Consider the following 13,364-nt stretch of genomic DNA (forward strand, 5'->3'; position numbering starts at 1 on the left):
GGGCGGGCCGTGTCGACCATGGTGCGCAGCGACGACGCCCGGCGGCGAGTTCTGTTCGTATTGAAACCGGGGCGAAATCTGAGCAGGCCGCACTGCGCGCCGCGACTCGCGCATACTGTCTGAGGAGGTCCGGATCGGCGATGGCGACGACAAGACGCGGCGGCGTGCGCAGTGCGGCTTCGCGCGTGTTCGCGCTGCTGATCGGATCCGTGCTGCTGATCGGCGTGGCGATCGGCGCGTTCCTCACCTGGGAGGCGCAGACCTCGGCACGGCAGGAGGCCGAGCACGTCACGGCCGCGATCGCGCGGGCGCTCTCCGTCGCCCCGGAGATCGAAACGGCCGTGACCGCGACGGACCGTTCCGCCGCGGAGGCGGACCTGCGCAGCTACGTCGAGTCCGTGCGCACGGGCGCGGGGCTGGACTTCATCACCGTCATGGACGGACACGGCGTGCGGCTCACGCACCCGGATCCGGCGCAGGTCGGCGGGCACTACATCGGCACGATCCCCCGCGACGACCGCGCCCTCACCGAGCAGTACACGGGAACCCTCGGCCCGTCCGTGCGCACCATCGCTCCCGTCCGCGACGCCGCAGGGACGGTCGTCGGCTGGGTGTCGGCAGGGGTGACCGTGGAGTCGCTGGGCGGCGCCCTGCTGCGACGCCTGCCGGTGATCCTGCTCCTCACCCTGGCCGTCGTCGCGCTCGGCGCGCTGGGCGCCGTGTTCGCGCGGCTCGCGACACGGCGCATCACCGGCGATCTCGACGCCCGCGACGTGCGGGAGGCGGTGGCCGGCTACGAGTCGGTGCGCACACTCGGCGAGGCGCTGCGCGCACAGACGCACGAGCACGGCAACCGCCTGCACACGGCGTTGTCGCTCCTGGAACTCGACCGACGCGAGGAGGCGATCGCCCTGCTGTCGGAAACCTCCGCGCAGAGCCAGTCCGTGATCGATCAGATGACGCTGCGGGATGGGGATCCGACGCTCGGCGCACTCCTGCTGGGCAAGGCCTCGCAGGCGAAGGAGCGCGGCGTGCGCTGGCACGTGCACGTGGATCCGGCGGCGCCGCGCGCGGATCTGACCCCCGTCGACGCGGTCGCCCTCGTCGGCAATCTCATCGACAACGCCCTCGACGCCGCGTCTCAGGCGGAGTCCGGCGCCGACCGCTGGGTGCGTGTCGACGTGGCCGCCGCCGACGGCGGAGCCGTCGCGATCACCGTCTCGGACGGAGGCCCCGGCATCCCGGTCGAGCTCCGGGAGCGGATCTTCGAGCACGGCTTCTCCACCAAGCCCAGCGACCGCTCGGGGCGCGGAGTGGGGCTCGCGCTCGTCCGGGACATCGTGACGGCCGCGGGCGGAAGCGTCGAGCTCTCCACCGAGCCCACGGCATTCCGTGTGACGCTGCCCGGCATCGGGCGTGAAGGGAGAACCGCATGATCGGAGTGCTGCTCGTCGACGACGACCCGCTCACACTCGAGCTCCACGCGGCCTACATCGCCCGGCTCGATGGGTTCGAGGTCGTCGGAGAGTGCACCGGCGTGCGGGCGGCGCTCAACGCCCTCTCCGCGGACGCGGGGCGGATCGACCTGGTCCTGCTGGATCTCACGATGCCGGATGGATCGGGCATCGACGTGCTGCGCCGCATCCGCGGTGCCGGCAGTGCGATCGAGGTGATCGCGGTGACCAGCGTGCGTGATGTCGAGGCTGTGCGGCGGATGTCGGCGCTCGGTGTGGCGCAGTACCTGCTCAAGCCCTTCCCGTTCGCGGTCTTCCGCGAGCGTCTGCAGCAGTTCCGCGATCGTCACGAACGCGCGGCCGGTCTCGCCGGCGCCGCCAGCCAGGAGGAGATCGACGCCCTCATCGGAGGTCCGGCGACCGGCACGATCGCCCTGCCGAAGGGGCTCGCCGCCGAGACGCTGCACGCCGTCACCGCAGTGCTGCGCGCGCACGGCGACCTCTCGGCCGGCGAGGCCGCGCCTCTCGTCGGCGTCTCCAGGGTCACTGCGCGCCGATACCTGGAGCACCTCGTCGCGCAGCACGTCGCGATCCGCGCCCCGCGCTACGGCACGCCGGGCCGGCCCGAGACGGCGTACCGCCTGACCGGGGACGCCACCGCGCCGCGCTGAGGCCCGGTGGATCGCCGCTCGGCATTCGAGCCGCGCCCGCGGCCGGCCAGGTCCCGGCCGCCAGGTCCTGCCGCGGAGATGCGGGTGTCCTGGTGGCGCGTCCCACGGTGATAGCGTCGTCGTGTCCTCAGGGCGGGGTGCAAGTCCCCACCGGCGGTGTCGCGGCATGTCCGCGCGAGCCCGCGAACGGTCCCCATGGCGGGGACCGCCGATCCGGTGCGATTCCGGAGCCGACGGTCACAGTCCGGATGAGAGAGGACAGAAGGAGCAGTCCACCATGCCCAGAATCGCCATCGTCGCCGCGCAGTGGCACGCCGAGATCGTCGAGCAGACGGTCTCCGCATTCGTCGAATGTCTCGCGGAGCTCGGCTTCGACGAGGTCGACGTGTTCCGGGTCCCCGGCGCGTTCGAGATCCCCCTGCACGCGAAGCGTCTCGCGCGCACAGGACGCTACCAGGGCATCGCCGCGAGCGCTCTCGTCGTGGACGGCGGGATCTACCGGCACGATTTCGTCGCCGGATCCGTCGTCGACGCCCTCATGCGCGTGCAACTGGAAACGGACGTCCCGGTGTTCTCCGCTGTGCTCACGCCGCACCATTTCCATGAGCACGATGAGCACCAGGACTACTTCCGCCGCCACTTCTCCGTGAAGGGCCGTGAGCTCGCCGAGGCCGTCTCGGCCACGGTGCAGAGCCTCGCCGCGATCGACTGACGACCGCTCGACGCCCGCACCGGGGCCCGACGCGGGTCGGCGTGCGCGCCGAGGCCCCGGCCGTGGCCGACGCCGCCGGGGCGCGGCACAGCTGATCTCTGCGCTGCACAGTGGGCCTCAGCGCGGCAGGCGTCCCTCGTGCAGCACGCCGTCAGGATCCGCGCTCGCTCGGATCGCCCGGAGCCGATCGAGGTCGGCCGCCGTGGCGCACCGCTCGAGCGTCTGACCGGGCGTGAGGAAGGTCGGCACCGTCCGGTCGGCCGCGACCGGGGCGAGCAGTTCGAGGAGGCCCGCGATGCTCGCGTCGCCGGGCTCGGCCGGCGCGCCCGGGAAGTTCGGCACGAGCGCATGCAGAAGCCATGACGCCGAGGCCAGGGAGGCGAAGCCGGACCGCCGTGGTGCGTCGAGGGCGCCCCCCAGCATGCGCAGATCGATCCCGACGATCGGCGACTGCTCGGGCGCCTGGCGGAACTGCACCAGCGCGTCGATCGTGGCATCGTCGAGCCGGTCGAGGGCGAGGGAGGCGCCCCGGCCCGCGGTCGGATCCGTCGGCTCACCCGATGCCGCCGCGAGCCCGGCGGGCGAGGTGGGGCCTGAGGTCTCGCGCTGGACGGCGCCGGCCCGGCGCACGCCCTCCAGGAACGCGTCTGCCGCACCATGGGAGGACAGGGCCTGCACCGTCACGAAGCTCTTTCCGCGGATCTCCTCGGGCAGCATCGGCGCATCCGGCATCCGCATCGAGTTCGTGAACACGTTGAGCGTCGCCGGCGCGGACGCGGCGAGGTCCCGCACGGCGCGGATCACGGCAGCGGAGTCCGCCGCATCGAACGTCAGAGAGGCGCCCCACTGCTCCGGAGCACGAACGAGGTCGATCTCGAGCGCGGTCACGATGCCGACCACGCCGCCGGCGCCGCGGAGCGCCCACATGGCCTCGCGGTCGCTGTCGTCGTCGATGCGCTCGTGCGTACCGTCGGGTCGCAGCACCCACGCCGCGCGCAGGTTGTCGGAGCCGAGTCCGGCGGTGCGGCTGAACCAGGAGTGTCCGCCGCCGAGCGTGTACCCGGCGACCGAGACGACGGGACTCGTGCCCGCGGGGGCCGCCCAGCCGGTGCCTTCCAGGGCGTCCACCACCGCACCCCAGCGCACGCCGCTGCCGACCACCACGACGCCGGCCGCGAGGTCGATGTCGAGCCGGTCGAACGCCGCCGTCCGGACGATCACCGCGCCGGCAAGGTCGCCGGAGGCGCCATGTCCGCTGGGTTGCACGGCGATCGGCGTTCCGGCCTCGTGCGCGGCGGCGAGGATCCTGCGCAGATCGTCGAGACCCGCAGGCGTCGCCACCGCGGCCGGAAGCTGGTCTATCGAGAGGTTCCATGGACGGCGAGCCGCATCGAATCCATCGTCTCCGGCGCGCAGGAGGGAGCCGTCGAGCTCGCTGAGAAGGGCGTCGAACGCAGTGAGAAGGGGCATGACGCCACCGTACGATGTCCCACGGACATTCGTCGGCGGCGTCATGCCCCGATGCGCTGGAGCGGCTACTCCCCCGCGAGGCCTCCGAGCAGATGACCGAAGGAGCGGCCTTCGCCGAGGTAGTTGCCCGGGTCGAACGGATCCTTGTCGGCCGCCGGCTCCCGGCGGGCCATCGCCTCGGCGAGCTCGCGCGCCCCGCGCTCGACGCGCGTGCTGAGCGGCGCGATCTCGTCGGCCTTCGCACCCCAGTCGCTCGACGCCGCGAACACCCCGGTGGGCACCGGCTCGGCGTGCAGGTAGGTGAACAGCGGACGGATCGCGTAGTCGATCGCGAGCGAGTGCCGTGCCGTGCCCGCGTTCGCGCCGATCAGGACGGGCTTGCCGGTGAGCGCATCCGGATCCAGCACGTCGATGAACGACTTGAACAGACCGGAGTAACTCGTCGAGAAGATCGGCGTCACGGCGATCACGCCGTCGGCCGAGATCACCGTGTTGATCGCCGAGTCCAGCGCCGGCGGCGCGAACCCCGTGAGCAGGTTGTTCGTGATGTCGTGCGCGAGATCGCGCAGCTCGATCACGTCGACGCTGACCTCGGAGCCGAGCTCGGTGAGCCGGTGCGCGGTCTCCGCCGCGAGGCGGTCGGCGAGCATCCGCGTGGAGGACGGGTTGCTGAGCCCCGCGGAGATCACCGCGATGCGACGCGCGCCCATCTCAGTTCGCCCCCTTCGTGGCCGCTGCGCCGAAGGAGGAGCCGGCGGCGGCCGGAACCGCGCCGCCGTCCTGGTAGGGCGAGCCGGCGGTCAGGTTGTCACCGCGGTTCGCGCCGGGGCGCGCCTCGCGCGACGGCCCGTCGCCGTACACGGCCTTGACCCGGGCGGCGTGGGTCGGAGCGTCCGGCACGGTGGCGGGGCGGTTCTGCGCGAGCTCCTTGCGGAGCACCGGCACGACCTCGCCGCCCAGGATGTCGAGCTGCTCGAGCACGACCTTGAGCGGGAGCCCCGCGTGGTCCATGAGGAAGAGCTGGCGCTGGTAGTCGCCGTAGTGCTCGCGCATCGCGGCATAGCGGTCGATGACCTGCTGCGGAGAGCCGACCGTGAGCGGCGTCATCTCGGTGAAGTCCTCCATCGACGGGCCGTGGCCGTACACCGGCGCGTTGTCGAAGTAGGGACGGAACTCGTCCACCGCGTCCTGCGAATTCGCCCGCATGAACACCTGTCCGCCGAGGCCGACGATCGCCTGCTCCGGCGTGCCGTGACCGTAATGCGCGTAGCGCTGGCGGTACAGCTCGATGAGGCGCTGGTAGTGCTCCTTGGGCCAGAAGATGTTGTTCGCGAAGAAGCCGTCGCCGTAGTAGGCGGCCTGCTCGGCGATCTCCGGCGTGCGGATGGAGCCGTGCCAGACGAACGGCGCGACGCCGTCGAGCGGGCGCGGGGTGGAGGTGAAGCCCTGCAGCGAGGTGCGGAACTTGCCCTCCCAGTCCACGACGTCCTTGGTCCACAGCTCGTGCAGCAGGGCGTAGTTCTCGATCGCGAGCGGCAGGCCCTGACGGATGTCCTTGCCGAACCAGGGGTAGACCGGGCCGGTGTTGCCGCGGCCCATCATGAGGTCCATACGACCGCCGGAGACGTGCTGCAGCATCGCGTAGTCCTCGGCGATCTTCACCGGGTCGTTCGTCGTGATGAGCGTCGTGGAGGTCGAGACGATGAGACGCTCGGTCTGCGCGGCGAGCGCCGCGAGGAAGGTCGTCGGGCTCGACGACCAGAACGGCGGGTTGTGGTGCTCGCCGATCGCGAAGACGTCGAGGCCGACCTCTTCCGCGTGCTTGGCGATCGTGAGCGTGTTCTGGATCCGCTCACGCTCGCTCGGCGTCTCGCCCGTCACCGGGTTCCGGGTGATGTCGCTGACCGACATGAGGCCGAACTGCATGCCCGACCAGGTGCTCGACTCGCTCACTGCGCTCTCCTTCAGATTTCTATTCACTTGAATATATCTGGTGAAACACCCGCCTGCGAGAAGTATTCCCGGGATCCACGAGATCGGCCAGGGCGGCTGCGAACGCAGGAGCGCCCGCCCGGTGCAGGACGAGCGCTCCGTACGAACAGCGCGCAGGTCAGGCGAACAGCTCGGACCCGACGTACGAGCCCTTGTGCGCCCCGGCCGGGATCGCCCAGATGCCGGATCCGATGTGCTTGATGTACTCGCTCATGAGGTCGGTCGACAGCCTCTTCTGGAGGGCGACGAACTGCTCCGGCGAGCGCTGGTAGGAGAGGAAGAACAGGCCGGCATCGAGACGGCCCAGCTCGTTGTTGCCGTCGACGTAGTTGTAGCCGCGGCGCAGGATGCGGATGCCGTCGTTGACCGTGGGGTGCGCGAGTCGCACATGGGAATGCTCGTCGATGCGACCGCCATGGAACGACGGCTCGGCGAACTCGCCTCCACCCGACAGCGGCGCACCGCTGCCCTTCGCCCGGCCGATGGTGCGGTCCTGCTCGGCCAAGCGCAGACGGTCCCAGGTCTCGATGAGCATCGCGATCTTGCGTGCGACGAGATACGAGCCTCCGGCCATCCAGGCGGGCTCGTCCGTCTCCGATACCCAGACGTGCTCGGCGAGAGCCTCGGTGTCGTCGGCGAGGATGTTCGCGGTGCCGTCTTTGTATCCGAAGAGGTTGCGCGGGGTCTGCTGGTCCGCGGCGGTGCGCGACGTGCGACCGAAGCCGAGCTGCGACCAGCGCAGCCTGGCGCGGCCGAACGCGATCCGGCTGAGGTTGCGCACGGCGTGCACCGCGACCTGAGGATCGTCGGCACAGGCCTGGATGCAGAGGTCACCACCCGTATAGCCGGCATCGAGGGCGTCGCCGACGAACGCCGGCAGATCGGCGAGCACGGACGGACGCCGATCGGCGATGCCGAACCTGTCCCCCTCCGCGAGGAAGAGGGACGGCCCGAGCCCGAAAGTGATCGTGAGGCCCGCCGCCGTGAGCCCCTGCGCCTCGCCGGTGTCGTCCGGCGGCGCCTCCGGGGAGCCCCCGACGGCACCCGAGGCGCTGACATCGAGACCCTTCGCCAGCCGGGACGCGGCGTAGCTCCAGTCCTGCAGCAGTGAGATGAGATCGTCGCTGCTCGCACGCGGCATCATGTCGAAGCTCGCGAAGTGCAGATGCTCCTGCACGCGGGTGGTGATCCCGGCCTGGTGAGCCCCCTCGAACGCGTACTCGTCGACGGGAGCGGATCCGCCGAGCACCCCAGTCGCGGCGACAGCCGCCGCACCGCCGGCACCGACGGCGATGCCGGCGACGCCGCTGCCGAGCGCCCAGCCGATCAGCCCGCGGCGGCTGATGCCGGTGCGCGCGTCGGTGGTCGACGACCCTTCCGGCACCGCGTCGGCGGGGCGAGCGGATCCTTCCGAGGACTCAGGGACCGTCATGTCAGCCGAGGATCGTGCTGGTGAGCTTGGAGAGCGGCTCGGCGAGCGCGTTCAGCAGGTCGGTGAGGTCGCGCTTCTGGGTCTCGGTGACCGTCGAGTACGCCGCGAAGCCGTCCTTCAGCGAGCCGTGCACCGCGAGTTCGGCCTCCAGCGCGGAGAATCCGCGATCGATCTGCTCCACGAGCTTCTTGCCCTCGGAGCCCTTGCTCTCGGCGAACTCGCGCACGACGGAGAAGGCCATCTTGGATCCCTCGACGTTCGCGGCGAAGTCGGAGAGGTCCGTGCCGGACCACCAGTCCTCCTCGCCCGTGATCTTGCCGTTGGCGACCTCGTCAAGGAGCGAGATCGCGCCGTTGGAGATGCCGGCGATGCCCTTGGACTCGAGGTCCTTCACGAAGGCGTCGGAGTGGACGTGGTCGTAGAGCTCCTGCAGGTCGGCGAGGAGCTTGTCGGCGAAGGTCGCGCGCTCGGCAGGCGTCGAGGGCGCCCAGTCAAGGCTCGCCGGGGTGGTGCCGTCAGAGTTCATCGCGCCCGCGGCCGGAGCCCACAGGTCCTTCTCGATGCGGTGGAAGCCGGTCCAGTCGATGCCCTCGGCCTTGGCGTCGAGCTCGCGGAAGTCCAGGCGCGGGTCGAGCGTGCCCAGCTGCTCCGCGATGGGCTCGATGCGCTCGTAGTAGGCGCGCACGGTCGAGAACTGGGCCTTCGCTGCCGCGTCGTCACCGCCACGGTACGCGTCGGCGAAGGTCTTCGCTGCTGGCAGGAACTGGTCGACCTGATCCTTCACGTACGAGGCGTACTGCGTGAGCGCCTTCTGCTTCTGCGCGGCGTCGCCGCCGGTCTCCGCGACCTTCTCGCCGCTGACGGAGAACGCGGTCTTGCCGACACCGGCACCGATCATCCCCGGCTTGCACACCGTGAAGTACTCGCCCGGCTGAGCGACGACGGTGAGAGTGCGCGAGGCGCCCGGCGCCACGTTCTCGACCTCGCCGACGATCCGCACGCCGTCATGGGCCAGCAGATAGAACTCGGTCACCTCATCGCCCTTGTTGCTCACGTCGAAGGCGAGCGTTCCGCTGGTCGCAGTGCCGGCCGAGACGCTGCACGCGTCCGCCGTGGACGCGACGGTCAGGCGTCCGCTCGCGGCGACGTCGGACTTGGCGACGCACCCGGTGAGGGCGAGGCCGAGGGCGGCGACGGCGCCGAGGACGGCGATCGGTCGGCGGGCGATGGTCATGAGGCTCCTTCAGGAGTGGGCGAGACGGTCGTGGCTGCGGCACGGGTGGCCGCCGACTCGGTCTTGACGGGCGTGGCGGAGACGACGGCAGGCGTGGAGGAGGAGCGGGTCGTGCCCGGCGCCGTGCGGCGCAGCCCGCGCACGAACAGCGTGCCGACGATCGCGATGTACAGCACCCAGGCGATGACCTGGAGCCAGCTCATCCGCGGCATGAAGCCGACCGTGGCCTGCAGCAGCACGGCGAGGGCGCTGTCGGGGCGGATCGCGGCGGTGACGTCGAACGCCCAGCCGAACGGCACACCCGCCCAGCCGACGAGCACCGCGCCGGCCGCGTCGAGCGGCGCGGCCGCGGTGAACGGGCCGGGCACGATGCCGGCCTCCTGCAGGTCGCTGAGCGCGTAGGCGAGCACGCCGGCCGCGATGATGACCAGGAGGCCGCCGGTCCAGGTGAAGAAGCGAGCGAGGTCGAGCCGCACGGCGCCGCGGGCGAGCAGCCAGCCGGCGAGCATCGCGACCACGAGCCCGAGAACTGCGCCGAGGATCGCCGACGGGGCGTCGCCGAAGGACTGCACCATGGACCACAGCAGCAACGTGGTCTCCACGCCCTCGCGAGCCACGGAGACGAAGCCGACCAGCACCAGCGCCCACACGGTGCCCGCCTCGAGCGCGCGGTCCACGCCGCCCTGCAGCGTGGCCTTCATGGTGCGACCCGCCTTGCGCATCCAGAAGATCATCCACGTGACCATTCCGACCGTGACCAGCGACAGCGTGCCGCCGATGATCTCCTGGCCCTGGAACGTCAGCGCGTAGGCGCCGAAGGTCAGCACGGCGCCGATGACGAGGGCGAGCAGGATCGCGGCCCCGACACCGGCCCACATCCTCGGCAGCACGTCCTTGCGATCGAGGCGCTTCAGATAGGCGACGAGGATGCCGACGACGAGCGCGGCTTCAAGGCCTTCACGAAGGCCGATGAGGAAGGTGGCGAGCACGAGGGGCGGTTTCCTGGAGAGTCATGAAGTAAGGGATGCCTTACCTCAAAAACTCTAGCATCCGCTTCTCCGGTCTCCAGACACGAGACCGTGACAAATCCGTCCCGGTAATCCTCGGCAACAATCGCCCAGCGCCCGCCGCGCCCGTCCTAGCCTCGCCTCATGGCCGATCTGAACCTCCCGATCCTTGACCTGTCCCGACTCGACGCGGGTCCCGAGGCCGCCGCAGCATTCCGTGACGACCTGCGCGCGGCGACCCACGACGTGGGCTTCTTCTACCTGACCGGTACGGGCGTCACCCCCGAGCTCGAACGTCGCCTGCACCAGGCCGCGAAGGACTTCTTCGCGTTGCCGGAGGATGAAAAACTCGCGATCGAGAACGTGAAGAGCCCGCACTTCCGCGGGTACACGAGGATCGGCGGCGAGCGCACGCAGGGCGCCGTGGACTGGCGCGAGCAGATCGACATCGGGCCGGAGCGCGAGGCCGTCGACGGCGGCCCCGGCTACAACCGCCTGATCGGGCCGAACCTGTGGCCTGAGGCCCAGCCCGAGCTGCGCGAGGTCGTCGCGGAATGGCATGAGCATCTCTCCGGCGTGGCCCGCAAGCTGCTGCGGGCGTGGGCGCTCGCGCTCGGCGCGGAGGAGACGTACTTCGAGCAGAACTTCGGGGATCCGTCGACGCTGATCAAGATCGTCCGCTACCCGGGCACCCACGAGCCCGAGCCCCAGCAGGGTGTCGGCGCCCACAAGGACTCGGGTGTGCTGACGCTGCTCTGGGTCGAGCCGGGCAAGGGAGGTCTGCAGGTCGAGCGCGACGGCTCCTGGGTCGACGCTCCCCCGGTCGACGGAGCGTTCGTGGTCAACATCGGCGAGCTGCTCGAGTACGCGACCGACGGCTACCTCAAGGCGACCAACCATCGGGTGGTGTCGCCGCAGGCTCCGGACGAGCGGATCTCGATCCCGTTCTTCTTCAACCCGGCACTCGATGCGCGCCTGCCGCTGATCGATCTGCCGGCGGAGCTGGCCACGCAGGCGCGAGGCGTCACCAAGGATCCGTCCAACCCGATCCACGCCCTCTACGGCGAGAACGCGTTGAAGTCGCGCCTGCGTGCACATCCGGACGTGGCGGCGATCCACCACGCGGATCTGGTGGGAGCGCCCGCCTGAGCGCAGCCGACGACCCAGCGGTGCGCCGGCACCGCACAGGCCCGACGCCCCTCGCTCAGTTCTCCAGCACGCCGTCCAGCTGCGCGAGGACGGGCTCGCGGCTCATCTCGATGTGCGCGTACATCTGCGCCGCCGCGAGGGGCCCGCGACCGTGTGCGATCGAATCGACGAGCTCGACGTGCTCGTCCGTCTGCTCGCTGTCCCTCGCCTCGCGGGTGAGCCGGAACACCCACTCCATCCTGCCGACGAGCGGACCCAGGCTGCGCAGCAGCAGCCGACTACCGCTGAGCCGGACGATCTCGGAATGGAACTCGAGGCTCGCCGCGCGAGCCGCCGCCGCGTCGCCGACCGATGCCTCCTCGTGCAGCGCTCGGAGCCGGTCGATGCTCTCGACCCCGGCGTGCACGCGCTCCGCGGCGCGCTGCGCGGCGAACGGCTCGAAGCAGAGCCGTGTGTCGAACAGGTCATGGATGTCGGCGCGGGTGAGCGGCGTCACGTTGGCTCCGCGGTGCCTCGAGGTCATCACGAACCCCTCGGCTTCCAACCGCTGCAGCGCCTGGCGCACCGGGATACGGGACACCTGGAAACGCTCGGAGAGCTCGCGCTCCTTCAGCCAGGCACCGGGCGCGACCCCGCCGTCGATGATCGCGCGGAGCAGATCGCGGTAGACGCGGTCGGCGAGCGCGAGGGCGGTGCCCTCCGACTCAGGACCGGTCTCCATCAGCCGCCCTCTTCTCTCCCGCAAGCGGGAACACCGGCGGGAACAGCCCGCCGCCACCCAGGTGGTCGCGCTCGTCGTAGCCGGCGCGCATGATGTCGAACAGGACCTGAGAGTCCTCGCGGACGGCTTCCAGATCGATCCCGTCGATCGCGCCGTCGCGCATCACGACCTTGCCCGCGACCATCGTAAGGCACGCGTCTCGAGCGCTCCCGGCCAGCACGAGGTTGCGCAGCGGGTCCTCGATCGGACCGAAGCGCACGTCGGCGAGCCGGAACGCGGTGAGGTCGGCGGCGGCGCCTTCGGCGATGCGGCCGAGATCGGGCCGGTGCAGCGCGCGCGCGCCGCCGAGCGTCGCCGCCTCCACATAACCGGCCAGGTCGCCGGCAGCAAGCGAGCGGTTCTGCACCTTCGCGACGGAGACGCCGGTGTCGATGCCGCGGATCAGATCGGGCGGGAACGAGTCCGTGCCGAGCGAGATGTTCAGTCCGGCCTCCTTGTAGCGGCCGAACGTCTCCAGCTCGGATCCATAGCGCGCATTGGTGAGCGGGCAGTGCACGATCGAGACCCCCGCCTCGACGAGGGTCGCGAGATCTCCGCGGTCCTCGCCCCACACCCGGGGGTTGACGTCGAGGAAGACGCCGTGCGGGATGATCAGGCGGTCGTCGAGCAGTCCCTGGCGGCGGATCAGCTCGAGCGGCGTGCATCCGTGCTGCTCGAGGATCCAGTCGCGCTCGAAATCGCCCTGGAGGGCATGCAGGCGCACCAGGGCGCCGCGCTCCCTGGCCGCATCCGCGGTCGCCGACAGCAGCTCGGGCGTCAGCGTCTCGATGCGGCAGGGCAGGAAGACCGGCGTGAGAAGAGGATCCGCCCAGGATCGCACCGTGTCATGGAATCGGATCGCGTCGGCGAGCCCTGCCGCGCCCTCTGTCTCGTCGAAGAGGATCGCGCGCCGCCCGTCCTGCACCACGTTGACCCCGGAGCGGTAGGAGGGGCCGAGGAAGCCCCGCAAACCGAGCGTGCGAGAGAAATCCGCCATGGCGAGGAAGTCATCTGCGTTCTCCGCCCATGCGGAGTGCACCTCGGAGGCGATCGGCATGTAGCTCGTGATGCCGTGCAGGGCGAGCTGCACGAGCGCGATCTGCCTGATGCGCCGGCGCTGGGCGGTGCTGAACACGTGCTGTCGACGTGCGAACCAGTCGTCGGACCACTGCAGGCGACGGGCGTGCTCGGGCGTCGACCAGGAGTCGAGGATGAGGTGATCGATGTCGGTGAGCGCGTCCAGGTCGATCAGCCCCGGCATCAGCAGGCTCTCACCGAGCTCCAACGTGCGTTCGGCATCCCGCGGCGCCTCGTCCCGCGACCCCACGAAGGCGATGCGGTCGTCGTCCACCAGCACGGCGCCGTCGCGGAGCGCCGTGTGCGAGGTGCCGTCGAAGGCCAGGACATGATCGGCGGTGATCAGGGTGCGCACGAGTTCTGCTTTCCTCGAAACGGGGCAATTGGTATCCAAAACCTATCGACT

At 70.6% G+C, this 13,364-nt stretch carries 11 protein-coding genes, 1 pseudogene and 1 riboswitch; of the genes and pseudogenes, 4 read left to right on the forward strand and 8 right to left on the reverse strand.

The genetic code is table 11. The annotated features are described in order from the left end of the window. Positions 1–140: 140 nt before the first annotated feature. The 3 genes and pseudogenes from AC1DCT_RS04155 to AC1DCT_RS04165 form a co-directional block, all read left to right on the forward strand. Positions 141–1,436, forward strand: coding sequence for an ATP-binding protein (locus AC1DCT_RS04155; protein WP_477427641.1), 1,296 nt, complete (start codon positions 141–143; stop codon positions 1,434–1,436). Next, positions 1,433–2,125 carry a response regulator gene (locus AC1DCT_RS04160; RefSeq protein ID WP_477427643.1) on the forward strand — a complete coding sequence of 231 codons (693 nt, stop codon included), beginning with the start codon at positions 1,433–1,435 and terminating at the stop codon, positions 2,123–2,125. The genes AC1DCT_RS04155 and AC1DCT_RS04160 overlap by 4 nt, the downstream gene beginning before the upstream one ends. Positions 2,126–2,244: 119 nt before the next feature. Continuing rightward, a riboswitch (FMN riboswitch) is annotated at positions 2,245–2,389 on the forward strand. A gap of 7 nt (positions 2,390–2,396) precedes the next feature. Then, positions 2,397–2,837, forward strand: a pseudogene (locus AC1DCT_RS04165) (6,7-dimethyl-8-ribityllumazine synthase); the annotation flags it as partial. 117 nt (positions 2,838–2,954) lie between these two features. Here AC1DCT_RS04165 and AC1DCT_RS04170 read toward each other — a convergent pair. The 6 genes from AC1DCT_RS04170 to efeU form a co-directional block, all read right to left on the reverse strand. Then, on the reverse strand, positions 2,955–4,307 hold the full coding sequence (locus AC1DCT_RS04170; protein ID WP_477427644.1) for an FAD-binding oxidoreductase: 1,353 nt from the start codon (positions 4,305–4,307) through the stop codon (positions 2,955–2,957). A 65-nt stretch (positions 4,308–4,372) separates the two neighbouring features. Continuing rightward, positions 4,373–5,017 carry an FMN reductase gene (locus AC1DCT_RS04175; RefSeq protein WP_477427646.1) on the reverse strand — a complete coding sequence of 215 codons (645 nt, stop codon included), beginning with the start codon at positions 5,015–5,017 and terminating at the stop codon, positions 4,373–4,375. A 1-nt stretch (position 5,018) separates the two neighbouring features. Then, positions 5,019–6,233, reverse strand: a complete 1,215-nt coding sequence (locus tag AC1DCT_RS04180) for an LLM class flavin-dependent oxidoreductase (RefSeq protein ID WP_477230846.1) — start codon at positions 6,231–6,233, stop codon at positions 5,019–5,021. Between the two features lie 184 nt (positions 6,234–6,417). Further along, positions 6,418–7,731 (reverse strand): iron uptake transporter deferrochelatase/peroxidase subunit, encoded by a 1,314-nt coding sequence (gene efeB / locus AC1DCT_RS04185; RefSeq protein WP_477427648.1) that lies wholly within the window; start codon positions 7,729–7,731, stop codon positions 6,418–6,420. Position 7,732: 1 nt separating this feature from the next. Next, positions 7,733–8,965 carry an iron uptake system protein EfeO gene (gene efeO, locus AC1DCT_RS04190; protein WP_477427650.1) on the reverse strand — a complete coding sequence of 411 codons (1,233 nt, stop codon included), beginning with the start codon at positions 8,963–8,965 and terminating at the stop codon, positions 7,733–7,735. Then, positions 8,962–9,954 carry an iron uptake transporter permease EfeU gene (efeU, locus tag AC1DCT_RS04195; protein WP_441976027.1) on the reverse strand — a complete coding sequence of 331 codons (993 nt, stop codon included), beginning with the start codon at positions 9,952–9,954 and terminating at the stop codon, positions 8,962–8,964. The genes efeO and efeU overlap by 4 nt, the downstream gene beginning before the upstream one ends. Before the next feature lie 162 nt (positions 9,955–10,116). Between efeU and AC1DCT_RS04200 the strand changes: the two genes are divergently transcribed. Further along, the gene (locus tag AC1DCT_RS04200; protein WP_441976026.1) at positions 10,117–11,121 is read left to right on the forward strand and encodes an isopenicillin N synthase family dioxygenase; all 1,005 of its coding nucleotides are present in this window, start codon (positions 10,117–10,119) and stop codon (positions 11,119–11,121) included. Between the two features lie 55 nt (positions 11,122–11,176). On the opposite strand, the gene AC1DCT_RS04205 is transcribed toward AC1DCT_RS04200, so the two are convergent. Together AC1DCT_RS04205 and AC1DCT_RS04210 are read right to left on the reverse strand one after the other, a co-directional pair. Beyond that, positions 11,177–11,842: a GntR family transcriptional regulator gene (locus tag AC1DCT_RS04205; RefSeq protein WP_440732142.1), complete on the reverse strand. Its 666-nt coding sequence runs from the start codon at positions 11,840–11,842 to the stop codon at positions 11,177–11,179. Continuing rightward, positions 11,826–13,313 carry a chlorohydrolase family protein gene (locus tag AC1DCT_RS04210; protein WP_441976024.1) on the reverse strand — a complete coding sequence of 496 codons (1,488 nt, stop codon included), beginning with the start codon at positions 13,311–13,313 and terminating at the stop codon, positions 11,826–11,828. Before AC1DCT_RS04210 ends, AC1DCT_RS04205 begins: the two co-directional genes overlap by 17 nt. Positions 13,314–13,364 lie beyond the last annotated feature (51 nt).

Source organism: Microbacterium sp. 10L49 (assembly GCF_056395125.1).